The sequence below is a fragment of the Serpentinimonas maccroryi genome, assembly GCF_000828915.1.
In the GTDB taxonomy this organism is placed as follows: domain Bacteria; phylum Pseudomonadota; class Gammaproteobacteria; order Burkholderiales; family Burkholderiaceae_C; genus Serpentinimonas; species Serpentinimonas maccroryi.
Genome location: NZ_AP014569.1, coordinates 1,045,393 through 1,070,974, shown reverse-complemented (window position 1 = coordinate 1,070,974; position 25,582 = coordinate 1,045,393). Strand labels below are relative to the sequence as shown.

Sequence of the window (25,582 nt, the reverse complement as noted above, 5' to 3'; positions counted from 1 at the left end):
AAGCCTACGCATGGGCCCATATGGGGCGCGTCATTTTTTCTGGCTGCTGATTCAACTTTAGGCTTGCCGCCGTGCAACACCACAAAATCCTCATCCTCGATTTCGGCTCCCAAGTCACGCAGCTGATCGCGCGCCGGGTGCGCGAAGCGCACGTGTACTGCGAAGTGCACCCTTGCGATGTGAGCAGCGACTGGCTGCGCCAGTACGCCGCCGACGGCACGCTCAAGGGCATCATCCTCTCGGGCAGCCACGCCAGCGTCTATGAGGTCGATGACAAAGCGCCCGACGCCGTGTTCGAGCTTGGGCTGCCGGTGCTGGGCATCTGCTACGGCATGCAGACCATGGCGCAGCAGCTCGGGGGCAAGGTCGAGGCCGGCCGCACGCGCGAGTTTGGCTACGCCGAGGTGCGCGCGCGTGGCCACAGCGCCTTGCTGCGCGACCTCGCCGACTTTCACACCCCCGAAGGCCACGGCATGCTCAAGGTCTGGATGAGCCACGGCGACAAGGTCACGGCGCTGCCGCCGGGCTTTGCGCTCATGGCCAGCACCGAGGCCTGCCCGATTGCCGGCATGTGCGACGAGGCGCGGCGCTTCTACGGCCTGCAGTTCCACCCCGAAGTCACGCACACGGTGCAGGGCCGCGCCATGCTCGAGCGCTTCGTGCTCGGCATCTGCGGCGCCCGACCAGACTGGGTGATGCGCGACCACATCGAAGAAGCGGTGCAAAAAATCCGCGCCCAAGTGGGCGACGAAGAGGTGATACTGGGCCTGTCGGGCGGCGTCGATTCGTCGGTGGCCGCGGCCCTGATCCACCGCGCCATCGGGGAGCAGCTCACTTGCGTGTTCGTGGACCACGGCCTGCTGCGCCTGCACGAGGGCGACGCCGTGATGGAGATGTTCGTCGGCCAGCTGCACGCCAAGGTGATCCGGGTCGATGCCGCCGATCTGTTCCTGGAGCGGCTCGCCGGTGTGAGCGAGCCCGAGCAAAAGCGCAAGATCATCGGCGGCCTGTTTGTTGAGGTGTTCAAGGCCGAAGCCGCCAAGCTGATTTCAAGTGGTGCTTCAACAAAAGGCGCCAAGTGGTTGGCGCAAGGCACTATTTACCCGGATGTGATCGAATCCGGCGGCGCCAAGAGCAAAAAAGCCGTGACCATCAAGAGCCACCACAACGTGGGTGGCCTGCCCGAGCAACTGGGCCTCAAGCTGCTCGAGCCGCTGCGCGACCTGTTTAAAGACGAAGTGCGCGAACTCGGCGTGGCGCTCGGCTTGCCGCCCGAGATGGTGCAGCGCCACCCCTTCCCCGGCCCCGGGCTGGGCGTGCGCATCTTGGGCGAGGTCAAAAAAGACTACGCCGACCTGCTGCGCCGCGCCGACGCGATTTTCATCGAAGAACTGCGCTCCACGCTCGAGCCGCACAGCGGCAAAAGCTGGTACGAGCTCACCAGCCAGGCTTTTGCCGTGTTTTTGCCGGTCAAAAGCGTGGGCGTGATGGGCGACGGCCGCACCTACGACTACGTGGTGGCGCTGCGCGCAGTGCAGACCAGCGACTTCATGACCGCCGACTGGGCCGAGCTGCCCTACAGCCTGCTCAAGCGCGTATCGGGGCGCATCATCAACGAAGTGCGCGGCATCAACCGCGTCACCTACGACATCAGCAGCAAACCCCCGGCGACGATCGAGTGGGAGTGAGGCCGCGTTTGACCCGCTGCCGAGCGGCATCTGGCCCTGGATCGCTGTCTACGCCAAGGCGCATGGTTCCATCCGCTAGCCCGGCGCAGCGACCGCTACCACGGCATCGAGCTTGATCACGATCAGGCTCAGGTTGTCGCAACTGCCGGCGGCGCGCAGGCGCGCTTGCGCCACCAGCTGTTCGCACGCCTGCCGGGGTGAGGCTTGGTGCACCAAGGCGCCCAGTTCCGCGTCGCTAAAGCACTGCCAGATGCCGTCGCTGCAGGCCAGCAGCGCATCGCCTGCTTGCAAGGCTTCGCACAGGTGGGCTTCGATGGCCGGGGGCTGCTCGGTGCCGAGGCAGTGCAGCAGCAGGTTGCCGCGCGGGTCGGTGCGCGCTTGTGCGTCGCTCAACAACCCCTGCGCAACCAAAGCCTGCACCAGCGAGTGGTCCCGGCTGCGGTGAAGCAACTGCGCGCCACGAAAGTGGTACAGCCGCGAATCGCCCGAGTGCGCGAAATGGCAGCGACCGCCGGGCAAGAGCAATAGGGCAGCAAGGGTGCTGTGGGGCTCCAGATCGGCGGCGGCGGCCGTCAGGCGTATGCCCAGATGGGCCTCTTGCGCCATGCGCAGCAAAAACGCCGCCCCATCGTCGGTGGCTGGGTCGAAACGCTGAAACAGCTGCTGCGCCGTCATCAGCACCTGTTCGGCGGCCTTGCGGCCCCCGGTCAGGCCACCCATGCCGTCGGCGATCACGCCCAGCACGCAGCCTTTGTTGTGCTCGTGCGCAAACAAGCCGAGCTGATCTTGTTGATAGGGGCGGTCGCCCTGGTCGATGCCGGTGCAGGCGCTGATGCGGTAGGGGGCGGCCATGTGAAGGGTGGGGCCGATTGCCCGACCAAACGGGCGCCGGGCTTGCTTTGGTGGAGTCTGCTGCTCGCAGGGCTTTTATTCGACGCTGCCCATCATGCTCTGCAAGTAGTTTTGCACCCCCACCTTACCGAGCAGATCGATCTGGGTTTCGAGGAAGTCGATGTGTTCCTCGGTGTCTTGCAGAATTTCGAGCAGCAGGTCGCGCGAGACGTAGTCGCGCACGCTCTCGCAGTGGGCGATGCCGTCTTTGATGGTGGCTTGCGCCGCCCGCTCCAACGCCAAGTCACTGCTCAGAATTTCGGGCACGCTCTCGCCGATGTTGAGCTTGCCCAAGTCTTGCAGGTTGGGTAGACCGTCGAGCATGAAAATGCGGTCCATCAGGCGGTCGGCGTGCTTCATCTCGCCGATGGATTCTTGGTACTCTTTTTGCGCCAGCTTGTCGAGGCCCCAGTGCTTGAGCATGCGGTAGTGGACAAAATACTGGTTGATGGCGGTCAGCTCGTTTTTGAGCTGGGCCTGCAGGTGGCCGATGACTTGGTTGTTGCCTTGCATGGTGTAGTGTCCTTTGTTTGTTTGTGTGGTGGATGGCGGGGGACGAGCGCGGATTGCGTATAGGCTCTGCGTGTTTGCAGTTTAGCGCTTTTGTGACCACCGCGCTTGGCTGGCGTCCTGCGCAGCCGCCCGATTTTGAAAGTTTCAGAGCATGACCACACCTCCCAACCCACCATCCCTCGAATCGTCCCTCATCCCGCATTTCATCAACGGCCACGCGGTCGCTGGCAGCAGCGGCCGCACCGCCGAGGTGTACAACCCGGCCACGGGCAAGGTGCAGGCCCAAGTGGCGCTGGCCTCGGCGGCCGAGGCAGCGCAGGCGGTGTCTGCAGCCCAAGCGGCTTTCCCGGCTTGGGCCGAGACACCGCCGTTGCAGCGCGCGCGGGTGTTGTTTCGCTTCAAGGAATTGCTGGAGCGCCATGCGGGCGAGATTGCCGCCGCCATCAGCGCCGAGCACGGCAAGGTGCTGGCCGACGCCCACGGCGAGCTCACGCGCGGGCTGGAGGTGGTCGAGTTCGCCTGTGGCGCGCCGCACCTGCTCAAGGGCGAGCATTCGATCAACGTCGGCCGCGGGGTGGATTCCTACACTGAGTACGCGCCGCTGGGGGTGGTGGCGGGCGTTACGCCTTTCAATTTTCCCTGCATGGTGCCGATGTGGATGTTCCCGGTGGCGCTGGCTTGCGGCAACACCTTCGTGCTCAAACCCTCTGAGCGCGTACCGAGCGCGCCGCTGATCTTGGCCCGGCTGCTGCAGCAGGCCGGCCTGCCCGAGGGCGTGTTCAACGTGCTGCAGGGCGACCGGCTGGCGGTCGATGCCCTGCTCGACGATCCGCGCGTGCAAGCGCTCAGCTTCGTCGGCTCCACGCCGGTGGCCGAAGCCCTCTACGCCCGCGGCAGCGCCTTGGGCAAGCGCGTGCAGGCGCTGGGCGGGGCCAAGAACCACATGGTGATCCTGCCCGATGCCGATCTGGACCAAGCCGCCAGCGCGCTGCTGGGTGCGGCATACGGCTCGGCGGGTGAGCGCTGCATGGCGATCTCGGTGGCGGTTTGCGTGGGCGATGCCACGGCCGAGGCGCTGATCGCCAAGCTGCGCCCCTTGGTCGAAGGGCTGCGCATCGGGCCCGGCAACCCGGGCAGTGCAGAGCAGCAAAGCGTGCAAAGCGTGCAAAGCGTGCAAAGCGTGCAAAGCGTGCAGGGTGTGCAGGGTGTGCAGGGTGTGCAGGGTGTGCAAGCCACGCACGGCGACCCGAATGAGCCCGACATGGGGCCGCTGGTGACGGCGGCGCACCGCGAGCGCGTGCGCGCCTACATCGATGCCGGAGTGGCCGAGGGTGCCGAGCTGCTGGTCGATGGCCGCGGCCTGCGCGTGCCCGGCTTCGAAGAGGGGTTTTTTCTGGGGGGCTGCCTTTTTGACCGCGTGCGCCCCGAGATGCGCATTTACCGCGAGGAGATTTTTGGCCCGGTGCTGTGCTTGCTGCGGGTGCCCGATTGGGAGGCCGCCCTCAAGCTGGTGGACGGGCACGAATACGGCAACGGCTGCGCCATTTTCACCCGCGACGGCGACGCCGCACGCCAGTTTGCGCACCGGGTGCAGGCGGGCATGGTCGGCATCAACGTGCCGATCCCGGTGCCCATGGCCTTTCACAGCTTTGGCGGCTGGAAGCGCAGCCTGTTTGGCCCGCTGCACATGCACGGACCCGACGGGGTGCGCTTCTACACCCGGCTCAAAACCGTCACCGCGCGCTGGCCGACTGGCCAGCGCGGCCCCGAGTTCACCATGCCGACGATGAAGTAGGCCGCCTCCAGTTGCAGCGCATCTGCTGCAGCGCATCAATGCCCGCGATAGCCACGATCAATAAACAACGGCTATCGGCTGAGCTATCATAACTGGGGTTTCCACTCATCTCGTTAACCCTCAGTCATCCACCTTCAGGAGTTTCCATGTCGATCATCAATACCCAAGTTCAGCCTTTCAAAGCCCAGGCTTTCCACAACGGCAAGTTCGTGCAAGTTTCGGACGAGACCCTCAAGGGCGAGTGGTCGGTGCTGATTTTCATGCCGGCCGCCTTCACCTTCAACTGCCCGACCGAAGTCGAAGACGCGGCTGACAACTACGCCGAGTTCCAAAAGCTCGGGGCCGAGGTCTACATCGTGACCACCGACACCCACTTCTCGCACAAAGTCTGGCACGAGACTTCGCCCGCCGTGGGCAAGGCCAAGTTCCCGCTGGTGGCCGACCCGACCCACACCCTGACGCGCGCCTTTGGCGTTCACATCGAGGCCGAAGGTCTGGCGCTGCGCGGCACCTTCATCATCAACCCCGAAGGCCAGATCAAAACCGCTGAAATCCACGACAACGCCATCGCACGCGACGTCAAAGAGACCCTGCGCAAGCTCAAGGCTGCCCAGTACGTGGCCAAGAACCCCGGCCAAGTCTGCCCAGCCAAGTGGAACGAAGGCGCCAAAACCCTGGCCCCGTCGCTGGAACTGGTCGGCAAAATCTAAGCCAGTCCCTCAAGCCCCTGGCCTGGCTCTGTGCCAGGCCCAGTCCGCCCCCCTGTTTTTGCACCTAGGATCGCACATGCTCGACGCCGCCCTCAAAGCCCAGCTCCAAGCCTATCTGGAGCGCCTGCAGCAGCCGGTTGATCTGGTGGCTGCGCTCGACGATTCCAGCGCCGCGCAAGAGATGCGTGAGCTGCTCGAAACCCTGGCTGCCATGTCGGACAAAATCCGGCTGCGCACCGACGGGCAAGACGCGCGCGTGCCGTCTTTTAGTGTGCAAGGGCAGGGCGGGCCGGGCGGCTTGCGTTTTGCCGCCGTGCCGCTGGGCCACGAGTTCACCTCGCTGGTGCTGGCGCTGCTGTGGGCGGGTGGGCATCCGCCCAAGGTCGAGGCGGGCCTGATCGAGCAGATCAAGGCCTTGCCGGGCGACTATCGTTTCGAGGTCTATATGTCGCTGAGCTGCCACAACTGCCCCGACGTGGTGCAGGCGCTCAGCCTGATGGCGCTGTTCAACCCCCGCGTGCAGACGGTGGTGATCGACGGCGCGCTGTTCCAGCAAGAGGTCAACGAGCGCGACGTGCTCGCGGTGCCTTCGGTGTATTTGAACGGCGCGGTGTTCGGCTCGGGCCGCATGAGCGCCGAAGAGGTGCTGGCCAAGCTCGACGCTGGCTCCCTCGTCAAACAAGCGCAGCAGCTCGATGCCTTGGAGCCGTTTGACCTGCTCAACATCGGCGGTGGCCCAGCTGGCATGGCGGCGGCGGTGTACGCAGCGCGCAAAGGCATCCGCACCGGCTTGCTGGCCGAGCGCATGGGCGGCCAGCTCAACGACACGCTGGGCATCGAGAACTACCCCGCGCAGCTGCACACCGAAGGCCCCAAGCTGGCCGCCGAGCTGGAGGCGCATGCGCGCCACTACGAGGTGCAGCTCATGAACCTGCAACGCGCCGTGCGCCTGCTGCCGGCGGCGCAGCCCGGCGGCTTGATCGGCGTCGAGCTGGCCAGCGGTGCGGTGCTCAAGGCGCGCAGCGTGGTGCTCTCCACCGGGGCGCGCTGGCGCAACATGAACGTGCCGGGCGAGACCGAATACAAAAACCGCGGCGTGGCCTACTGCCCACACTGCGACGGCCCGCTGTTCAAGGGCAAGCGCACGGCGGTGATCGGCGGCGGCAACTCGGGCGTGGAAGCGGCGATCGACCTGGCCGGCATCGTGCAGCACGTGACGCTGCTCGAGTTTGCCGACGAGCTGCGCGCCGATGCGGTGCTGCAAGCCAAGCTGCGCAGCCTGCCCAACGTGAGCGTGATCACGCAAGCGCAAACCACCGAGGTGCTGGGCGACGGCGCGCGCGTGGTGGGCCTGCGCTACACCGACCGCCGCAGCGGCACGCCGCAAGAATTGGCGCTGGAAGGCATTTTTGTGCAGATCGGCTTGGTGCCCAACACCGAATGGCTCAAGGGCACGCTGGAGCTCAACCGCTTTGGCGAGATCGCCATCGACGCCAAGGGCCACACCAGCCTGCCGGGCGTGTTTGCCGCCGGCGACTGCACCACGGTGCCCTACAAGCAGATCGTGATCGCCGCCGGCGAGGGCGCCAAAGCGGCCCTGAGCGCCTTCGATTACCTGATCCGCACCCCGCAGGCACAAACGGCGCCCATCGAGGCCGTGCCGCAGGTTTGAGCGCGGCCGATAGGCCAGCGGCTAGACCAGCCCCATTTCGGCCATCGAGCGGCAGCTGTCGGCGGTGACGACGAAGTGGTCCAGCACCCGCACGTCCACCAACGCCAGCGCGGCCTTGAGCGTGGCCGTCAGGCTCTGGTCGGCGCGTGAGGGCTCGCTCACCCCGCTGGGGTGGTTGTGCGCCAGCACCACAGCCGCGGCGTGGTGGTGCAGGGCGCGCAGTACCACTTCGCGCGGATAGACGCTAGTCTGCGTCAGGGTGCCGCGAAACAGCTCCTCGAAGGCCAGCAGCCGGTGCTGGCTGTCTAGGTACAGCAGCGCAAACACCTCGTGCGGCTTGTGACCCAGGTGCAGCTGCAGGTACTGCGCCACCGCTTGCGGCGAATCGAACAAGGGCCGCTCGCTCAAGCCCTGCGCCAGCGTGCGCCGCGCCAACTCGACCACCGCCAGCAGCTCGGCGCGTTTGGCCGGCCCTAGGCCCTTGATGCGTTGCAGATCTGACGCGCTGCTGTGCAGCAGCCCGGCCACGCCACCAAAGCGGTCCACCAGTTCCTGCGCCAGTTGCACCACGTTCTTGCCCGGTATGCCGGTGCGCAGCAGCAGCGCCAGCAGCTCGGCATCGCTCAAGGCGGCGGGGCCGCGCTGCAACAGTTTTTCGCGCGGCCGCGCGTCGGCGGGCAGGCCCTTGAGGGGCATCGAAGGGGGGTTCAAGGCGGCATCTCCCAAGTTTTTTACAATGCGCTGATTCAGCCCTATTTTGCAGCCCCCATTTTGCAGCCCCTATTGTTGCCGCAGCGCAACCCCGCCATGAACCCAGTCGGCCCCGACTCCTTCCTTACCCTGCATTACCGCCTCTCGGGGCCGGACGGACGCAGCCTGATCGACACCTTCAGCGCCCAGCCCGCTACCCTGAGCTTGGGCAGCGGCGCGCTGTCGCCGGCACTCGAAGAGCGCCTGCTGGGCTTGCACGAAGGCGCGCACGCGGTGATCGAGCTGCCAGCCGGGGCCGCTTTTGGCGAGCGCCAGCCGCAGATGGTGCAATGGGTGGCGCGCACCCTGCTGGAGCGCTTGGGCCAGCCGTTGCAAGGCAGCGCCGTGGGCGATGTGCTGCAGTTCCCCACCCCCGACGGCTTGGGCCACTACGCCGGCACCGTGTGCCAAGTGCGCGAGGACGGCGCGCTGCAGATCGACTTCAACCACCCGCTGGCTGGCCAGCCGGTGCGTTTTGAAGTGCAGCTGATTGGGGTGCTGTGATGCTGACGCCCACGCCCACGCCCACGCCTGTGCACGAGGTGCTGCTGGCCGACCCGCGCGGCTTTTGCGCCGGGGTCGATCGCGCCATCGAAATCGTCGAGCGCGCCTTAGCCAAGTATGGCCGTCCGATCTACGTGCGCCACGAGATCGTGCACAACACCCACGTGGTCAACGATCTCAAGGCGCGCGGCGCCATTTTCATTGAAGACCTGGCCGAGGTGCCCGCCGGGGCCACGCTGGTGTTCAGCGCCCACGGGGTCAGCCGGGCGGTGCAGCAGGAGGCCGAACAGCGCGGCTTTCGCATCTTCGACGCCACCTGCCCGCTGGTGAGCAAGGTGCACGTGGAAGTGGCCAAGCTGCACCAAGAGGGCTACGAGTTCATCATGATCGGCCACAAGGGGCACCCAGAGGTCGAAGGCACCATGGGCCAGCTCGACGCCGGCATCCACCTGGTCGAAGACCTGGCCGACGTGGCGCGGGTGCAGCCACGCCAGAGCGAACGGCTGGCGCTGGTGACGCAGACCACGCTCAGCGTCGATGACGCGGCCGAAATCGCCGCCGCCGTGCGCGCGCGCTTTCCGACGCTGCGCGAGCCCAAGCAGCAAGACATCTGCTACGCCACGCAAAACCGCCAAGACGCGGTCAAGTTGCTCAGCCCCTTGGTCGATGCGGTGGTGGTGGTGGGCAGCCCGAGCAGCTCCAACACCAACCGGCTGCGCGAGCTGGCGCAGCGCCTGGGTGTGCCGGCTTATATGGTGGAAGACGAATCCGAACTGCGCGACCACTGGTTTGCCAACGCGGCGCGCGTGGGCGTAACGGCCGGGGCCTCGGCGCCGGAGCGGCTGGTGCAAGGCGTGCTGCAGCGCCTCAAGGCGCTGGGGGCGGTGTCGGTGCGCAGCCTCGACGGTGCGCGCGAGACCCTCAAGTTTCCGTTGCCCAAGGGGCTCAAGGGGGATTGAGGGGGCTGTGATGCTGTCGCTCATGCCCGTAAGATTGGGCTTGGGCTTGGGCTTGGGCTAGGGCTGTGCTTTGCGCCTTGCTGGGGCACCTGTATGGCGCCGCGACGGGTGGGGGAGCGCTTTGCCAGACCTTGCCGCTAGGTCGATTCAGGCTGCCCGGTCGGTTCAGGCCGCCCGGCTCAGCCTAGCCGGCGCATCGGCCGCCAGATCAGCTGCCACTTCCGCCGCGCTATGCGGTGCCGCTTCCGCCAAAGCCAGCAGACCCTGCAACACCTCACCGACCACGATCACCGCCGGGCTGCCCAAGCCCTCGCGCTCGAGCGTGCTGTGCAGGTGCTGCAATTCGCACAGCGCATGGCGCTGCTGCGCCAGGGTGGCGTGCTGCACCAGCGCCACCGGGGTGCAGGCCGGCAAGCCGGCCAGCAGCTCGGCTTGGATTTGCGCCGCCATCTGCACGCCCATATAGATTACCAGCGTCAGGCGCGCGGCGTGGCAGGTCTGCGCCAGCGCGCGCCAGTCGGGGCTGTTGCCCCCCGGTTTGGCGTGCCCGGTGACGAACACCACCCCGTGGGCGCGGTCGCGATGCGTCAGCGGCACCCCGAGCGCCGTCGCCGCCGCCAGGCCCGCGGTGATGCCGTTGATCACTTCGACCTCGATGCCGGCGGCGCGCAGGTGCTCCAGCTCTTCGCCGCCACGGCCAAAAATGAACGGGTCGCCGCCCTTGAGGCGCACCACCTGCTCGCCCTCGCGCACCGCTTGGATCATCAGTTTTTCGATGAACGACTGCGCGGTGGAGCGGCAGCCCCCACGTTTGCCGACGTGGATCACGCGCGCGCCGGGCGCGGCCAAGGCCACGATTTCGTCGCTCACCAGGTCATCGACCAGCAGCAGCGTGGCGCGCGCAATGGCCCGCGCGGCCTTGAGGGTGAGCAGCTCGGGGTCGCCGGGCCCGGCCCCGACCAAGGTGCAGCGGCCTAGGGCTAGGCTCAGGGGTGGTGGTGCAGGGGGCAAGGCGTTCATGGGCTACTCGGTGGGGGTGGGCTGCGGGGTGGGCAGGACGGGCAGGGCGTAGGGCGGGCCGGCGGCGATCAGGTGCGCCAGCTCCAGGGTGCGGCGCACCTGCTGCCGGATCGGGTCGGGGATGGCGTGCGCGCCAGCCAGCGCGGCCTCGGTCCAGCGCCGGGTGGCTTCGGCGTCGGGCGCGGGCAAGCCGGGCACCGGCACCAGGGGGCCGCCTTGGGCCTCTTGGATGCGCCAGCTTTGCCCGGCAACGAAGGCGTCCATCGCCGGGCAACGCCGTGCGTCGGCCACCGGCTCGCCCTCGGTGCCGCGCAACAGCAGGGCGTGGGTGCCGGTCAGCGCCAGCGTGGCGCTCATGCTGTGCAGGTATTCGCTGTGGGTGTAGCTGCTCAGCAGCAAGGCCGGCCCGGCCACCGGGTTCATGAGCTTGACCAGGCTGTGCGCGCTGTTGCGCAAGCCCACGGTGCGGCGCACGTCGAGCAGGCGCTGCAGACCCCGGTGCAGGCGCTGCGTGGGCACCCAGCAGACCCGGCCGGGCTGCAGATCGGGGCTGAGCAAGCCCGCCGCTTCGAGCGCCGGCAGCAGCGCCTCGGGGTGGGCGCGGGCGTCTTCGGTGGCGCAGCCGTGCCACAGCACCGCCAGCCCCTCGCGCGCCAGCAAACCCGCCAGCAAGGGGGTGAGCACCGGCAGCTTGCGCGCGCCGTTGTAGCTGGGCAGCACCACGGTGGGCAAGGGGCTGTGGGCGGGGGCGGGCCAGCGTTGCAGGCGCCCATGCAGCGCGTCGAGAAAACCCGCCATTTCATCGGCGGTCTCGCCCTTGAAGCGCATGGCCAGGCAGAAGGCGCCGATCTCGAGATCGCTCACGGCGCCGTCGAGCACCTGCCCGAACAGGTCGGCGGCCTGCGCGCGTTCGAGTGCGCGCGCGCCGTCCTTGCCGCGCCCGATTTTTTTCAGATGGTCTTTGATGCTCATTGCCGTCATTGTGCCATTGTGATAATCACTTATCGTTATTAAGCGATTTGCGTTTCAGACCCCATGGCGGGCGCGGCCACGGCCTGCAGCAGCCGCTTGAGCTGGGGTATGCAAGAGCCGCATTGGGTGCCGCATTGGAGTGTGCTTTGCAGGTGTGCTAGCCGCTGGCTGGCGCTGCCCGGGCTGCTTGCCAGGTGCAGGGTGATGGCCTGCTCGCTCACATTGAGGCAGGCGCAGACCTGGCGGTTGCGGCTGGTCGGCATTGCAGCCGAGGCCAAGGGCGCGGCCGCGCTGGGCCGCAGCAGCTGCTGTCCGCTGGACAGCACGGGGCTTTCATCCAGCAGCAGCGTTTTGAGCCAGGCGGCCGAGCGCACGTCGCCAGCCAGCAGCAGGGCCTCGAGCCGGGGCTCGGAGTCGGGGCTGGGGCGCAGCAGGCGCAGCGCCCGCACCTGGGCGCGCTGGGGGTCGCGGTAGCACAGGGTGTCGGGGGTGTTCAGCCCCAGGCGCGCGGCCACGGCGTCGAGCAGCGCGGCGGCAGGGGCTTGCAGGCTGGCGGCGCGCAACAGCACGCCCGTGCGCCCCTGCTCCTCGTGGCGGCCAAAAGGCACGCAGGTGGCGAAGTCGAACTGGCGCAGTTGTTCCGACAGCCAGGCCCGGGTTTGGGCGGCCTCGTATTCCGGCAGCCAGGCCAACGCCAGCAGGGTCCAGGGCAGTTCGACGGGCTCCACGCGCACCGCGGCGTGCTTGAGCTCCGGTTGTTTGGAGGCCGGGCAGTAGGCTGGGCTGCTCAGGGCATTGACGCCCAGCAGCGGCTGGCCGGCCAGCGTTCGACCGCCCAGGCAGTCTGAACCCCAGTGCATGGGCAAAAAAACCTGCCCCGGCCCCAGTTCTGCGCAGGCCTGCAGCGGCAGCACGATGCGCCCGCGTGCGCTCTGCACGCTCACCAGCGCACCGTCGGCCAGGTTGCTGCGCGCCATGTCTTGCGGGTGCATCTGCAGCACCGGTTCCGGGGCGTGGCCAAACAAGCGCCCCAGCAGGCCGGTGCGGCTCATGCCGTGCCACTGGTCGCGCAACCGGCCGGTGTTCAGGGCCAGCGGGTAGGCGGCGTCGCAGGTTTCGTGGGGTGGGCGGTAGGCGAGAGCCGCAAAGCGCGCCTTGCCGTCGGCGGTCGGGAAGCGGCCGTCGGCATACAGGCGCTTGAGTCCGCGGCTTTGCCCCTTGGGCAGCGGCCACTGCTGCGGGCCGGCGCGCTCGAGCAGGGCGTAGCTCAGGCCGCTGATGTCCAGGTCGCGGCCGCAGGTGCTCTGACGGTGTTCGTTCCACACCGCTTCGGGCGTGGGGTAGTCGAAGTGGATGCGCCGCTGCGCCCCGGGCTGCGGGTGCAGCAGGGCTTCGAGGCGCTGCGCCAGGTCGCGCGCGATCACCCAATCGGGCCGCGGGCCGTCTTGCGCATGGTCGGGGTGCAGCGGCGCGGGCACGGCGCGGCGCACGCGGCTGATGCAGCGCTCGCTGTTGGTCACCGTGCCTTCTTTTTCGCCCCAGGTGGCGGCAGGCAGCAGCAGGTCGGCGTAGGCGGTGGTGGCGGTGTGGGCAAAGGCCTCCTGCACGATCACGAACTCGGCCCGCTCCAGCGCCCCGCGCACCATGCTCTGGTCGGGCAGGCTTTGGGCCGGGTTGGTGCAGACGATCCACAGCACCTTGACCGCACCCTCGGCGGCGGCCTGGAACATCTCGACGGCGCTGCGCCCGGCTTGCTCGGGCACGCTGGGCAGGCCCCAGAGCTGCGCCACTTCGGCCCGGTGCGCGGGGTTGGCCAGATCGCGGTGGGCGCTGAGCAGGTTGGCCATGGCGCCCACTTCGCGCCCGCCCATGGCGTTGGGCTGGCCGGTCAGGCTAAAGGGGCCGGCACCGGCTTGGCCGATCTGCCCGGTGGCCAGATGCAGGTGGATCAGGGCGGCGTTGTTGGCGCTGCCGTTGCTGCTCTGGTTCAGGCCCTGGCAGTACAGGCTCAGGGTGGGGCGGCGGCGGCGGCCATCGCGGCCGCTAAAGACCGGGGCGGTGGCAGCCGAGGCGGCGGCGGCCGGGGTGCCAGCCGGGGCAGGGGCGTCGAGGCCGGCAAGCCAGCGCGCGGCGGTGAGCAGGTCGGCCTGCTGCAAGCCACACAGGCGCGCCGTGTGGGCGGGGGTGTGCGCACGCACGATCGCTTCCAAGGCTTCAAAACCGCTGGTGTGGGCAGCGATGTAGGCCCGATCCACCCAGCCCTCTTGCAGCATGATGTGCAGCAGGCCGTGCAGCAGCGCCACGTCGGTGCCGGGTTGCAGCGCCAGATGCAGGTCGGCGCAGGCGGCGGTGTCGGTGCGGCGCGGGTCGGCGACGATCAGGCGCAGATCCGGCCGTGCCGCGCGCGCGTCTTCGATGCGGCGAAACAGCACCGGGTGCGCCCAGGCGGTGTTGCTGCCGACGATGAACAGCGTTTGTGCCAGCTCCAAGTCCTCGTAGCAGGGCGGCGGCGCGTCGGCCCCCAGGGTGCGTTTGTAGCCGACCACGGCGCTGCTCATGCACAGGCGCGAGTTGGAGTCGATCTGGTTGCTGCCCAGCACGCCTTTGACGAGCTTGTTGAAGACGTAGTAGTCCTCGGTCAGCAATTGGCCGCTCACATAGACGCCCACGGCGTCGGGGCCGTGCTGGCGCACGGTGCTGGCGATGCGGCTGGCCGCCAGATCGAGCGCCGGCTCCCAAGCCATGGCCTGAGGCGGCTGGCCGCGTGCGCTGCGCCACTGCGGATGCAGCAGCCGGGTGGCTTGCGCCAGCTCGGGGCGAGCGCTCAGGTGCAGGGTCGAGCCTTTGCTGCACAAACGGCCGAAATTGGCCGGATGCTCGGGGTCGCCGCGCACGCCGGTGATGTGGCCGCCCTGGTGCTCGATCAGCACGCCACAGCCCACGCCGCAGTAGGGGCAGGTGGAACGGGTGGTAGTGGCCATGGGTGTGTGCCTTATTTGGCGGGCGCCGGGCAGCTGCCGCTGGTCACGCCGGGGCAGGTGCGCCGGGCCGGGCCCGCCAGCGGCCGCGTGGCCTCGGTGGCCAGGGTGTCGAGCTCGTGGGCGTCTAGGAACACCTGCCCGTGCTCGACTTTGAGGGCGAAGCGCGGCGTTTGACCTTGGTCGGGCGCGGCGGCCTCGCCGCTGTCGAGGGCAATGCTCCAATTGTGCAGCGGGCAGGCCACACTGTGGCCAAACACGATGCCCTGGCTCAGGGGCCCGCCTTTGTGCGGGCAGCGATCGAGCAGGGCAAAAAGGTGCTGGTCGGCGGCCTTAAACACGGCCACGTCGAGGCCGCGGGCGCGTGCCACGCGGCGCGAACCCAGGGCCGGGATGTCATCAACGCTGCAGACGGGAATCCAGCGGGTCATGGTGTCTCCTAGAAAAGTGTGTGGCAATGCAGGCCGCAGCCCTGTAGTGGCTGCACATCAGCCCGGCAGCGCGGCGGGATCTAAGGGCTGATTTAGGGGCTGGAACTGGCGCACATCGACTTGCGCCCGCTCAAAATCGCACCACGGGTCGGGCTCGCCCGCGAGCGCCGCCTGCAGCTGTTGCCACAGCGCCAAGCGGCCAGCGGGGTCGTCGAGGATGCGCTGTTTCACGTAGTCCAGCCCCACCCGGCTTACAAAATGCACCGTGCGCTCCAGATACCAGCCCTCGAGCCGGTAGAGCTGCATGAAGGCGCCGGTGTATTCCATCACTTCGGCGGCGCTTTTGAGCTTGCAAAAAAAGTGCGCCACCTCGGTCTTGATGCCGCCGTTGCCGGCGATGAACATCTCCCAGCCGCTCTCCACGCCGATGATGCCCACGTCCTTGATGCCGGCCTCGGCGCAGTTGCGCGGGCAACCGCTGACGGCAAATTTGACCTTGTGCGGCGCGTACATGCCAAAAAAGGCACGCTCCAGATCCTTGCCCATCTGGGTGCTGTCTTGCGTGCCCATGCGGCACCACTCGGAACCGACGCAGGTTTTGACCGTGCGCAGCGCCTTGGCGTAGGCGTGGCCGCTGGGCATGCCGATCTCTTTCCAGACCTGCACCAGATCTTCTTTTTTGACACCCAACAGGTCGATGCGCTGGCCGCCCGTGACCTTGACGGTGGGGATCTGGTACTTGTCCACCACGTCGGCGATGCGGCGCAGTTCGGCGGCGCTGGTCTCACCGCCCCACATGCGCGGCACCACGCTGTAGGTGCCGTCTTTCTGGATATTGGCGTGGCTGCGCTCGTTGATGAAACGGCTTTGCGGGTCGTCGCGGGCTTCTTTGGGCCAGGTGCTGATGAGGTAGTAGTTGAGGGCCGGCCGGCACGTGGCGCAACCGTTCGGGGTGCGCCAATCGAGGGCCTGATAGACGTCGGCGATGCGCAGCAGCTTGCGCTCGCGGATGGCGTCGCGCACCTCCTGGTGGCTGTGCTCGGTGCAGCCGCACAGGGCTTTTTTCTGCGGCGCGGCCGAGTAGTCGCCGCCGGCGCTGAACATCAGGATCTGCTCCACCAAGCCGGTGCAGCTACCGCAACTGGCGCTGGCCTTGGTGTGTTTGCGCACATCCTCGAGGGTGAACAAGCCCCGGCTCTTGATGGCTTTGCAGATGGCCCCTTTGGTGACGCCGTTGCAGCCGCAGACCTCGTCGCTGTCGGCCATTTGGGCGGCCTTCTGGTGCCCCTGGTGGCCGGCATCGCCTAGGTTGCTCTCGCCAAACACCAGCCGGTCGCGGATGTCGGCAATCGAGCGGCCCTCGCGCAGCAGCTTGAAATACCAGCTGCCATCGGCCGTGTCGCCATAAAGGCAGGCGCCGATCAGTTTGTCGTCTTGCAGCACCAGCTTTTTGTACACGCCGCCATTGGGGGCGGTCGGGTCGCTGAGCAAGATTTCCTCGGTACCGGGGCCGCCCATGAAGTTGCCGGCGCTGAACAGATCGATCCCCGTGACCTTTAGCTTGGTCGAGGTCGTGCTGCCGCTGTAGCGGGCGATGCCGTGCTCAGCCAAGTGGTTGGCCAGCACCTTGCCCTGCTCGAACAGCGGGGCCACTAGGCCGTAGGCGACGCCCCGGTGTGCGGCGCACTCGCCCACGGCGTAGATGCGCGGGTCGGTCACGGTTTGCAGCGTGTCCGAGACCACAATGCCGCGCTGCACGTGCAGCCGCATGTTTTCAGCCAAAGCGGTGTTGGGGCGTATGCCCACCGCCATGACCACCAGCTGGGCCGGGATTTCCGGCTCGGGGGCGCTGCCCGCCTTGAAGCGCACGGCTGCCACGCGCCCATCGGCACCGGGCAGCAGCGCCTCGGTCTGGGCGCCGAGCAGAAACTTCAGGCCGCGCGCCTGCAGCGAGCGCTGCAGCAATGCGGCGGCGCGCTGGTCGAGCTGGCGCTCCATCAACCACGGGGCCGCATGCACCACGGTCACCTCCATGCCGCGCTTCATCAGCCCGTTGGCGGCTTCTAGGCCCAGCAGGCCGCCGCCGATCACTACCGCCTGCCGGTGCTGCGCTGCGGCAGCGATCATGGCCTCGGTGTCGGCGATGTCGCGGTAGCCTTGCACGCCGGGCAGTTGCGCTCCGGGGATGGGCAGGATGAAGGCGTTGGAGCCGGTGGCCAGGATCAAGCGGTCGTAGGCGACGGTGTGCGTGGCCCCGCCGGGCCCGCTGGCGTGCACCAGGCGCCGGGTGCGGTCCACCGCGCTGACGCTCCAGCCGGCGTGCAGAGTGATGCCGTGCTGGCGGTACCAGCCCCAGTCGTTGAGCACGATCTGCTCGGGCTCCTGCTCGCCGGCCAGCACCGGCGAGAGCAGGATGCGGTTGTAGTTGGGGTGCGGCTCGGCGCCAAAGACGGTGATGTCGTACAGCTCGGGGCTGAGCTTGAGCAGCTCTTCGAGCGTGCGCACGCCGGCCATGCCGTTGCCCACCAGCACCAGCTTGGGGCGCGGGGCTGGGGTTGGGGTGGCTGGCGCGGCGCCGTGGGGGGAGGTGGATTCCATCATGCGGCCTCTTTGTGCACGTGCGTCTGGCGGGTGTACAAAAAATCGAGCACTTCTTTGCGGCATTGCAGGTACGTGGGGTGGTCCGCCAGTGCCACGCGCTGGCGCGGGCGCGCCAGGGGCACCGTCAGCACCTCACCGATGGTGGCCGAGGGGCCGTTGGTGAGCATCACGATGCGGTCCGAGAGCAGCACCGCTTCATCCACGTCGTGCGTCACCATCACCACGGTGCTGTGGGTGCGAACCACGATCTCAAGCAGTTCGTCTTGCAGCTTGGCGCGTGTCAGGGCGTCGAGCGCGCCGAAGGGCTCATCGAGCAGCAGCACCTTGGGCTCCATGGCCAGCGCGCGCGCGATGCCGACGCGCTGCTTCATGCCGCCGCTGATTTCCCCCGGGCGCCGTTGCGCGGCGTGGCTCAGGCCCACCAGCTCCAGCGCCGCGTGGGTGCGCGCCGCCAGTTCGGCTTTGCTCTCCGACTTGGCCCCGGCGCTGCGCGATCCGGCCCCAAAGACGCGCTTGACGCCCAGGTGCACGTTCTCAAAACAGGTGAGCCAAGGCAGCAGGGAGTGGTTTTGAAACACCACGGCGCGCTCAGGCCCCGGGCCGGCGATCTCGCGCCCGGCGCACAGCAGCAGCCCCGAGGTCGGCGTGGTCAGGCCGGCGATCAGGTTGAGCAGGGTCGATTTGCCGCAACCCGAGTGCCCGATCAGGGTCACGAACTCGCCCTTGGCGATGCGCAGGTCGATCTGGCGCAGGGCCTCGAACTCGCCGCGCTGGGTTTTGAAGCGCTGTGCCACGCCCTCGATCAAGATGTAGGAGCTGTCGTTCATGATTTGACTTCCTCGAAAGTAAAGGCGCGGGCGATGCTCACCAAGGCCCACTCCAGCAACAGGCCGACCAGGCCGATGACGAAAATCGCCACGATGATGTTCGTGATGTTGAGGTTGTTCCACTCGTCCCAGATCCAAAAGCCGATGCCCACGCCGCCGGTCAGCATTTCGGCCGCCACGATCACCAGCCAAGCGGTGCCCACGGCCAGGCGCACGCCGGTGAGCACGTAGGGCAGCACGGCGGGCAGCAAGATCTGGGTCAGGATGGTCCACTCGCTCAGGTTGAGCACGCGCGCCACGTTCAGGTAGTCTTGCGGTACGCGCTGCACGCCGACGGCGGTGTTGATGATCATGGGCCAGATCGAGCAGATAAAGATGGTCCAGATCGCCGCCGCTTCGGTGCCTTGGAACACCAGCAGCCCAATCGGCAGCCAGGCCAGCGGCGACACCGGCTTGAACAGGCTGATGAGCGGCGCGCACATGCGCCCGGCAAAGACCGAGCGCCCGATCAGAAAACCCAGCGGAATGCCCACCAAGGCCGCCAGACCGAAGCCCAACCCGACGCGCTCGAGCGAGCTGAGCACCTGCCAGCCGATGCCGACATCGCTGGGGCCGTTGACGAAGAAGGGGTCGGAGAACAGCTCCAGCGCCGCGCTCCAGGTCGCGCCCGGGGTTGGGAACTGGCCTTCGCCGCCGCTGGCGGCCAAATGCCACAGGCCGATGAGCAGCAGCAAACCCAACAGCGGCGGCACGACCTGGGGCGGCCATGCGCTGACGTCCCAGCGCGGCCCTTGGGGGCTGGGCGCCAGTTTGACGGCTTGGGTGGCCGGGGCGGTTGGGGTGTGGGCATGTGCAGCCGGGGCGCTGGCCGCGTGGCTGCTCTCCAGCGGTCGGGGGGTATGAAAGACGGCGCTGACCATGGTGGCGGCTCCTTAGGCTTTGACGCTGAAGCTGTCGGCGTAGCGCGCCGGGTCGCGGCCGTTCCAGACCACGCCATCCATCAGGGTGCTGCTGCGCAGCGGCTCGCGCGGCACGCTGATGTTGAGTTGCGTCGCGGCCTGACGGTAGAGCTCGATCTGGTTGATCTGCTGCGCCACTTGCAGGTAGTTGGGGTGCTCGCGCAGCAGGCCCCAGCGTTTGAACTGGGTCAGGAACCACATGCCATCGGACAGGAACGGGAAGTTGACCGCGCCGCCGTCAAAGAACTTCATGTGTTTGGGGTCGTCCCAGGTGCGCCCGAGGCCGTTTTGGTAGCGCCCCAGAATGCGATCCCGGATCACATTGACGCTGGTGTTGACAAAGGGGCGGGCGGCGATGGTCTCGGCCATGCGCAGCTTGTTTTGCAGGCTGGCGTCGATCCAGCGGCTGGCTTCGAGCACCGCCATCATCACGGCGCGCGCGGTGTGGGGGTGGCGGCGCACGAAGTCGGCGCGCGCGCCCAGCACCTTCTCGGGGTGGTCGGGCCACACATCTTGGGTGTTGGCGGCGGTGATGCCGATGCGGTCCACGATGGCGCGGTGGTTCCACGGTTCGCCGACGCAGAACCCGTCCATGTTGCCCACGCGCATATTGGCCACCATCTGCGGCGGCGGCACCGTGATGACCTTGGTGTCACGCAGCGCGTTGACGCCGGCGCTGGCCAGCCAGTAGTACAGCCACATGGCGTGGGTGCCGGTGGGGAAGGTCTGGGCGAAGGTGTAGTCGCGGCGCTCGCGTGCCATCAGTTGCGTCAGCGTGGCCAAGTCCACCGCGCCGCGCTCGGCCAGTTGGCGGCTTAGGGTGATGCCTTGGCCGTTGCGGTTGAGCGTCATCAGCACCGACATATCGGTGCGCGGCCCGCCCAGCCCCAGTTGCAGCCCGTAGATCAGGCCATAGAGCGAATGCGCCATATGCAGTTCGCCGTTGAGCAGCTTGTCGCGCAGACCGGCCCAACTGGCTTCCTTGGACAGGACGATGCGCACCCCATGTTTGCGGTCCAGCTCCAGCACCGAGGCCATGATCACCGAGGCGCTGTCGGTGAGCGGGATGAAGCCGATGCGCACCTCCTCGAGCTCGGGCCGCGCCGCGCCTTGGGCGTGGGCGATCGAGCGCAGGCCGGGCATCAGGCCGGTGCCGGCAGTGGCCAACAGGGCGGCGCCAGCGAGCGCAGCCCCTTGGCGCAGGGCGCTGCGGCGCCCGCTGTGTGTGGCGACGTCGGCGGCTGGCGCCGGGCCGGCTGCCTGGCCATTTGCCGCAGGGCTGGCAGAGTCTGGCGCCAAGGCGGGCCAGGGCTTAGATGGGATAGGGCTGAACGCGGGCATGACAACTCCTGGAACAATGAACAATCGAAAGGCGCTGCAGAAAATGAAAAACGGCGTCCTCCAGTGCCCACCGTGAAAGCGGGTTGGAGGGACGCCGTTGCCCCTGCGGCTCTGCGAGCCGGGTTCGAGCCGCCATTGGCGCGAACCATGCAGTCAATCAAGCAGATTCCGTGCCAAAGTGCTTTGGGGTTGATTTTGCGGGGTGATTGGGGCTCTGGTGCTGCCTTTGCACCCTTTTGCCGCCCCGGCGCACCAAATTCGGGCCCGGTTGCTTACCTTCTTGGTGCAAGCAGGCGGCTCATCGAGAGCACCGCCTCGGCCACATCCACCATGCGCTTGTTCTGGTTCATGGCCAGCTCGCGCAGGGCTTTGTGTGCGGTCGGCTCATCGAGCTGCTGGTGCGCCATGAGCAGGCCTTTGGCGCGCTCGATCAGTTTGCGCTCGTTGAGGCTGGCGCGCAGCGTTTCCAACTCGGCGGCGGCGGCTTGCAGCCGCTGGCCCTGTTCTTGCACCAGGTCGAGCACCGATTTTTCCAAACCGCCCGCCAGCCCTTGGGGTGTGGGCTGGAGGGTGGGGCGCGCAGCCTCAAAAAACGCGCTGCTCCGCTGTGTTTCGCTGGCCCCGTTGGCCCCGTTGGCCGCGCTGCCGGCCTGGTGCTGGCGCTGTTCGAGTTGCCCGATTTCGGCTTGCACCTGCGCCATGCAGGCGCTGGCTTGAGCTACCAAAGATTGCGTCAATTGGTCCTCGACCGGGCGCATTTCGTCCATGCACTGGCTGCAGCAGGCAAACCAGACCCTGCTCTGTGCCGGCTCCAGCGCCCCACCGGCCGGTGTTTGCAGCAGCAAACGGCGCATGCGGCTGCGCTCGACCAGAGGCTGGGCGCGCTGGCGCTCCTGCCAGAATGGCAGCAGCGCTGCGCTGGCAAAGGACTCAAACACTTCCAGGCAACGCTGCTGCGCCTCGATCAGATCAATCAGGTGCGCCTGTTCGTGCGCTTGCGCCTGTGCGCTGGCGAGCAGGGCGGCGCCAGCGGCGCGCTCTTGGCCGGCCCACTCTTTGCCTTGCATCAGGTTGAACAGCGCCACCAGTGGACGCAGCAGTTCGGGCGCGCTGGCGCTGTCGGCGGCCTCGAACACGACCGCCAGCAAACTGGCGATCAGGCGCGCGTAATCGGCCGACAGGCCTTGTGTGCCCAGTGCCATGGCGGCCACGCGCGAGCGCAGCAGCGCCAGCGCCTCCAGCCCTTGCAGCGCGTAGGCCACCCGGCTCAACAGCCGCGCACCGTGCGCTGAGGGGGCGGCGATCAAGGCTGCGGACTCGTGCAGCCACTGCGCGACCCAGCGGTCGGTGCACCGGGTTTGCTGGCGCAAGTCCGATTCGGGTGGGGCCTGCCCCATGCTGGCCTGCCCCACCCAGAGGCTGGAGAGTCCGCGTTCGCGTTGCAATTCATGCACCAGCGCGGCGGTGCTGCGGGCCAGCGCAATGCTCTGCGCCAGCCGCTGCAACTCGCTCAGTTCGGTGTGTTTGGCGGCCAGTAGGAAACTGAGGCTGGAGGTCATCGAGGGGGTGGTCAGGCGGCGCCGGGGTTGCGGCACATGTTTCAAGCAATTTCCATGCCCTTATGGGGCGAGGGAGGGTGTCGCGGTAAGGGTGTCGCGCAATACCGTGCCTGCCTTACACTCATCCCATGCTGATTTTGGGAATCGAAAGCTCGTGCGATGAAACCGGGGTGGCTTTGGTGCGCGCCGAGGCCGGTGCGGCTCCGCCGCGGCTGCTGGCCCAAGCCCTGCACAGCCAGGTGCAGATGCACGAGTCGTATGGCGGCGTGGTGCCCGAACTGGCCAGCCGCGACCACATCCGGCGCGTGTTGCCGCTCACCCACAGCGTGTTGCGGCAGGCCGACTGCACGCTGCAGCAGATCGACTGTTTGGCGTTTACGCGCGGCCCGGGCTTGGCTGGGGCCTTGCTGGTGGGGGCCGGGGTGGCGTGCGGCATGGCGGCGGCGCTGGGCAAGCCCACGCTCGGGGTGCACCACCTCGAGGGGCATCTGCTGTCGCCGTTTTTGAGCGCCGATGCGCCCGAGTTCCCGTTTGTGGCGCTGCTGGTCTCGGGCGGGCACACGCAACTGATGCGCGTCGATGGTGTCGGGCGCTACCACTTGCTGGGCGAGACCATCGACGACGCTGCCGGCGAGGCCTTCGACAAATCGGCCAAGCTGCTCGGGTTGGGCTACCCCGGCGGCCCGGCGCTGGCGCGGTTGGCTGAGCACGGCCGCGCCGACGCCTTCAAGCTGCCGCGCCCGCTGCTGCACAGCGGCGATCTGGATTTTTCCTTTGCCGGCCTCAAAACCGCAGTGCTCACGCAGGTGCGCAAGCTGGGCGCTGAAATCGACGCGCGCCGGGCCGATCTGGCCGCCGCCACCGAGGCCGCCATCGTCGAGGTGCTGCTGAAAAAATCGCTCGCCGCCTTGCAGCAAACCGGTTTGCGGCGGCTGGTGGTGGCCGGCGGCGTGGGTGCCAACCAGCGCTTGCGCCAGCAGCTCGACGCCGCTGCCCAGCGCCTGGGGCTGCGCGTGCACTACCCCGAGCTGCACCTGTGCACCGACAACGGCGCCATGATCGCGCTGGCCGCCGCGATGCGCTGGCAAGCCGGCCTGATGCCCGCCGACGCCCGCGGCGAGGGCTACAGCTTCGCGGTGCGGCCGCGCTGGCCGCTGGCGCAGAGCGCAAGCGCCTAAGCCGCCGCGCAACCGGCTTGATAGGCGCTACACCATCTAAGGGGCACATCGTGCTGCAAGCGCAGTGAGGGCGCCGCGCGAGCGCCGTGGACACGCCGTGGAGCGCAGCCGCGTTCGGGCATAATATCCGTTCATCAACCGCCGGGTCTGCACAGCTCGGCGGTTCGCATTTGGAGACGCAACAATGCCCACCTATCCCGTAACCAAGCGCGGCGCCGAACAGCTCAAATCCGAGTTGCAGCGCCTCAAATCCAGCGACCGCCCGGCGGTCATCAACGCCATCTCCGAGGCGCGCGCCCAAGGCGACCTGAGCGAGAACGCCGACTACGACGCCGCCAAAGAGCGCCAGGGCTTCATCGAAGGCCGCATCGCCGAAATCGAGAGCAAGCTGGCGCAGGCTCAGGTCATCGACCCGGCCACGCTCGACGCCGGCGGCCGGGTGGTGTTTGGGGCCATCGTCGAGCTCGAAGACGAACTCAGTGGCGCGGCGGTTACGTACCAGATCGTGGGCGAAGACGAGGCCGACCTCAAGCAGGGCCTGATCAACATCTCGAGCCCGATCGCGCGCGCCCTGATCGGCAAGGTGGAAGGCGACGTGGCCGAGGTGCAGGCCCCGGGCGGCGTCAAGCGCTACGAAATCATGGCGGTGCGCTACCAGTAAGCAGCCCACCCAGAGGCTAAGCGGCCGCGGCGCGTTCGGCCGCCTGCACGGTGTTGCTCAGCAGCATGGTGATGGTCATGGGCCCGACGCCGCCGGGCACTGGCGTGAGGTAGCCGGCGACCTCTTTGACGCCGGCAAAATCCACGTCACCACACAGTTTGCCGGCGGCGTCGCGGTTCATGCCCACGTCGAGCACCACGGCGCCGGGTTTGACCATGTCGGCCGTGAGCAGCCCGGCCTTGCCCACCGCGGCCACGATCACGTCGGCTTGCCGGGTGTGGGTTTTGAGGTCTGGGGTGCGCGAGTGGCACAGGGTCACGGTGGCGTCGCGTTGCAGCAGCAGCAGCGCCATCGGTTTGCCCACGATGTTGCTGCGCCCGATGACCACGGCGTGCTTGCCGCGCAAGTCGCAGCCGATGTGCTCCAGCATTTTCAGACAGCCGTAGGGGGTGCAGGGCCAGAAACCGGGCTGCCCGACCAGCAGCGCCCCGGCGCTGGCGATGTGAAACCCGTCCACATCTTTGGCTGGGCTGATGGCTTCGATCACGCGCTGTGCGTCGATCTGCGGCGGCAGCGGCAGCTGCACCAAAATGCCGTGGATGCTCGGGTCGGCGTTGAGCGCGGCGATGCGCGCCAGCAACTCGGCTTGGCTCAGGCTGGCGGGGTGGCGTTCGAGCAGCGAGTGGATGCCGGCCTCGGCGCAGGCCTTGACCTTGTTGCGCACGTACACCTGGCTGGCCGGATCCTCGCCCACCAGCAGCACCGCCAAGCCGGGCCGGTGGCCGTGCGCCGCTAGGGTGCTTACGCGCTGCGCCAGATCGGCGCGCAGTTGCCGCGACAGCGCCACGCCGTCGATCAAGTGTGCAGTCATTGCAAAATTAGAGGTGATAAAAGGTAAGGGGTTAGGCTTTGGCGCCCGGGGCCAAGGCGATTTTGAGCAGATCGGCGACCGTGTTGGCGCCGAGCTTTTCCATGATGTTGGCGCGGTGCGCCTCCACCGTTTTGATGCTGATATTGAGGTCGTCGGCGATCTGCTTGTTGAGCCGCCCGGCCACGATGCGCTCGAGCACCTGCGATTCGCGCCCGGTGAGCCGGGCCATCAGGGCTTCGCGGCTGGCGGCTTGCTGGAGGTCGGCAAAGGCGGTGCGCGCCGTCTCGAGCATGCGATCGACCAAGGCCATGAGCTGCTGCTCGTTGAAGGGTTTTTGGATGAAATCGAGCGCGCCTTTTTTCATCGTCTGCACCGCCATGGGCACGTCGCCGTGGCCGGTGATGAAGACGATCGGCAAGGGGGAGTGGCGTTCGAGCAGCCGGTCTTGCAGCTCCATGCCGCTCATGCCGCCCATGCGGATGTCGGCCACTAGGCAGGCCACTTCGCGCGGGTCGTAGCGGCTTAAAAAAGCCTCGGCGGACTCGAAGCAACGCACCCGGTAGTCTTTGCCCTCGAGCAGCCACTGCAGCGAGTCGCGCACCGCCTCATCGTCATCGACCACGTAAACCAAACCGCGCTTAGCCATCACACTCATTTGTCGCCTTCATTGGGTAGGCATAGGCCCGGCGGCGGGCCCTGGCC

22 protein-coding genes are annotated in these 25,582 nt (G+C 67.6%); 8 read left to right on the top strand and 14 right to left on the bottom strand.

The window, feature by feature from the left end; genetic code table 11:
* Positions 1–71 precede the first annotated feature (71 nt).
* Positions 72–1,688 carry a glutamine-hydrolyzing GMP synthase gene (guaA, locus tag SMCB_RS04990; protein WP_045535512.1) on the top strand — a complete coding sequence of 539 codons (1,617 nt, stop codon included), beginning with the start codon at positions 72–74 and terminating at the stop codon, positions 1,686–1,688.
* A 75-nt stretch (positions 1,689–1,763) separates the two neighbouring features.
* Here the strand turns inward: guaA and SMCB_RS04985 are convergent, their stop codons facing one another.
* Both SMCB_RS04985 and bfr read right to left on the bottom strand, forming a co-directional pair.
* The gene (locus SMCB_RS04985; protein WP_045535510.1) at positions 1,764–2,540 is read right to left on the bottom strand and encodes a PP2C family protein-serine/threonine phosphatase; all 777 of its coding nucleotides are present in this window, start codon (positions 2,538–2,540) and stop codon (positions 1,764–1,766) included.
* Positions 2,541–2,615: 75 nt separating this feature from the next.
* Positions 2,616–3,092 carry a bacterioferritin gene (gene bfr, locus SMCB_RS04980; protein ID WP_045535506.1) on the bottom strand — a complete coding sequence of 159 codons (477 nt, stop codon included), beginning with the start codon at positions 3,090–3,092 and terminating at the stop codon, positions 2,616–2,618.
* 151 nt (positions 3,093–3,243) lie between these two features.
* Here bfr and SMCB_RS04975 point away from each other — a divergent pair, with 151 nt between their 5' ends.
* From SMCB_RS04975 to ahpF, 3 genes are all read left to right on the top strand, one after another.
* On the top strand, positions 3,244–4,887 hold the full coding sequence (locus tag SMCB_RS04975; protein ID WP_045535504.1) for a CoA-acylating methylmalonate-semialdehyde dehydrogenase: 1,644 nt from the start codon (positions 3,244–3,246) through the stop codon (positions 4,885–4,887).
* Between the two features lie 146 nt (positions 4,888–5,033).
* Entirely contained in the window at positions 5,034–5,597 is a 564-nt protein-coding gene (gene ahpC / locus SMCB_RS04970) for an alkyl hydroperoxide reductase subunit C (RefSeq protein WP_045535502.1), read from the top strand.
* Between the two features lie 76 nt (positions 5,598–5,673).
* Positions 5,674–7,269 (top strand): alkyl hydroperoxide reductase subunit F, encoded by a 1,596-nt coding sequence (gene ahpF, locus SMCB_RS04965; protein ID WP_045535500.1) that lies wholly within the window; start codon positions 5,674–5,676, stop codon positions 7,267–7,269.
* A 21-nt stretch (positions 7,270–7,290) separates the two neighbouring features.
* Here the strand turns inward: ahpF and radC are convergent, their stop codons facing one another.
* On the bottom strand, positions 7,291–7,965 hold the full coding sequence (gene radC, locus SMCB_RS04960; protein ID WP_045535497.1) for a RadC family protein: 675 nt from the start codon (positions 7,963–7,965) through the stop codon (positions 7,291–7,293).
* A 111-nt stretch (positions 7,966–8,076) separates the two neighbouring features.
* Between radC and SMCB_RS04955 the strand changes: the two genes are divergently transcribed.
* Positions 8,077–8,523, top strand: a complete 447-nt coding sequence (locus tag SMCB_RS04955; RefSeq protein ID WP_045537665.1) for an FKBP-type peptidyl-prolyl cis-trans isomerase — start codon at positions 8,077–8,079, stop codon at positions 8,521–8,523.
* On the top strand, positions 8,523–9,482 hold the full coding sequence (ispH, locus tag SMCB_RS04950; protein ID WP_045535495.1) for a 4-hydroxy-3-methylbut-2-enyl diphosphate reductase: 960 nt from the start codon (positions 8,523–8,525) through the stop codon (positions 9,480–9,482). Before SMCB_RS04955 ends, ispH begins: the two co-directional genes overlap by 1 nt.
* Positions 9,483–9,647: 165 nt before the next feature.
* Here the strand turns inward: ispH and cobA are convergent, their stop codons facing one another.
* The 9 genes from cobA to SMCB_RS04905 all read right to left on the bottom strand — a co-directional run bounded on the left by cobA (position 9,648) and on the right by SMCB_RS04905 (position 22,170).
* A complete protein-coding gene (gene cobA, locus SMCB_RS04945; protein WP_045535493.1) occupies positions 9,648–10,502 on the bottom strand; it encodes a uroporphyrinogen-III C-methyltransferase in 855 nt (284 codons plus the stop codon).
* Positions 10,503–10,505: 3 nt separating this feature from the next.
* On the bottom strand, positions 10,506–11,474 hold the full coding sequence (gene ybiB / locus SMCB_RS04940; RefSeq protein ID WP_045535491.1) for a DNA-binding protein YbiB: 969 nt from the start codon (positions 11,472–11,474) through the stop codon (positions 10,506–10,508).
* 38 nt (positions 11,475–11,512) lie between these two features.
* The gene (locus SMCB_RS04935) at positions 11,513–14,455 is read right to left on the bottom strand and encodes a nitrate reductase (RefSeq protein WP_045535490.1); all 2,943 of its coding nucleotides are present in this window, start codon (positions 14,453–14,455) and stop codon (positions 11,513–11,515) included.
* 11 nt (positions 14,456–14,466) lie between these two features.
* The gene (gene nirD, locus SMCB_RS04930) at positions 14,467–14,883 is read right to left on the bottom strand and encodes a nitrite reductase small subunit NirD (protein WP_045535489.1); all 417 of its coding nucleotides are present in this window, start codon (positions 14,881–14,883) and stop codon (positions 14,467–14,469) included.
* Positions 14,884–14,940: 57 nt separating this feature from the next.
* Entirely contained in the window at positions 14,941–17,481 is a 2,541-nt protein-coding gene (gene nirB / locus SMCB_RS04925; protein ID WP_045537663.1) for a nitrite reductase large subunit NirB, read from the bottom strand.
* Positions 17,481–18,311 carry an ABC transporter ATP-binding protein gene (locus tag SMCB_RS04920; RefSeq protein WP_045535487.1) on the bottom strand — a complete coding sequence of 277 codons (831 nt, stop codon included), beginning with the start codon at positions 18,309–18,311 and terminating at the stop codon, positions 17,481–17,483. Before SMCB_RS04920 ends, nirB begins: the two co-directional genes overlap by 1 nt.
* The gene (gene ntrB, locus SMCB_RS04915; protein ID WP_045535485.1) at positions 18,308–19,231 is read right to left on the bottom strand and encodes a nitrate ABC transporter permease; all 924 of its coding nucleotides are present in this window, start codon (positions 19,229–19,231) and stop codon (positions 18,308–18,310) included. The genes SMCB_RS04920 and ntrB overlap by 4 nt, the downstream gene beginning before the upstream one ends.
* Before the next feature lie 12 nt (positions 19,232–19,243).
* Positions 19,244–20,569, bottom strand: coding sequence for a CmpA/NrtA family ABC transporter substrate-binding protein (locus SMCB_RS04910; protein ID WP_231851254.1), 1,326 nt, complete (start codon positions 20,567–20,569; stop codon positions 19,244–19,246).
* A gap of 314 nt (positions 20,570–20,883) precedes the next feature.
* Complete coding sequence (locus SMCB_RS04905; RefSeq protein ID WP_045537659.1) at positions 20,884–22,170, bottom strand: nitrate regulatory protein; 1,287 nt, start codon at positions 22,168–22,170, stop codon at positions 20,884–20,886.
* Positions 22,171–22,298: 128 nt separating this feature from the next.
* Between SMCB_RS04905 and tsaD the strand changes: the two genes are divergently transcribed.
* The gene (gene tsaD / locus SMCB_RS04900; RefSeq protein ID WP_045535483.1) at positions 22,299–23,348 is read left to right on the top strand and encodes a tRNA (adenosine(37)-N6)-threonylcarbamoyltransferase complex transferase subunit TsaD; all 1,050 of its coding nucleotides are present in this window, start codon (positions 22,299–22,301) and stop codon (positions 23,346–23,348) included.
* A 184-nt stretch (positions 23,349–23,532) separates the two neighbouring features.
* A complete protein-coding gene (greA, locus tag SMCB_RS04895; protein ID WP_045535482.1) occupies positions 23,533–24,009 on the top strand; it encodes a transcription elongation factor GreA in 477 nt (158 codons plus the stop codon).
* Positions 24,010–24,025: 16 nt separating this feature from the next.
* On the opposite strand, the gene folD is transcribed toward greA, so the two are convergent.
* Together folD and SMCB_RS04885 are read right to left on the bottom strand one after the other, a co-directional pair.
* Entirely contained in the window at positions 24,026–24,880 is an 855-nt protein-coding gene (gene folD, locus SMCB_RS04890) for a bifunctional methylenetetrahydrofolate dehydrogenase/methenyltetrahydrofolate cyclohydrolase FolD (RefSeq protein WP_045535479.1), read from the bottom strand.
* A gap of 31 nt (positions 24,881–24,911) precedes the next feature.
* Positions 24,912–25,535, bottom strand: coding sequence for a response regulator transcription factor (locus tag SMCB_RS04885; protein WP_045535477.1), 624 nt, complete (start codon positions 25,533–25,535; stop codon positions 24,912–24,914).
* Positions 25,536–25,582 lie beyond the last annotated feature (47 nt).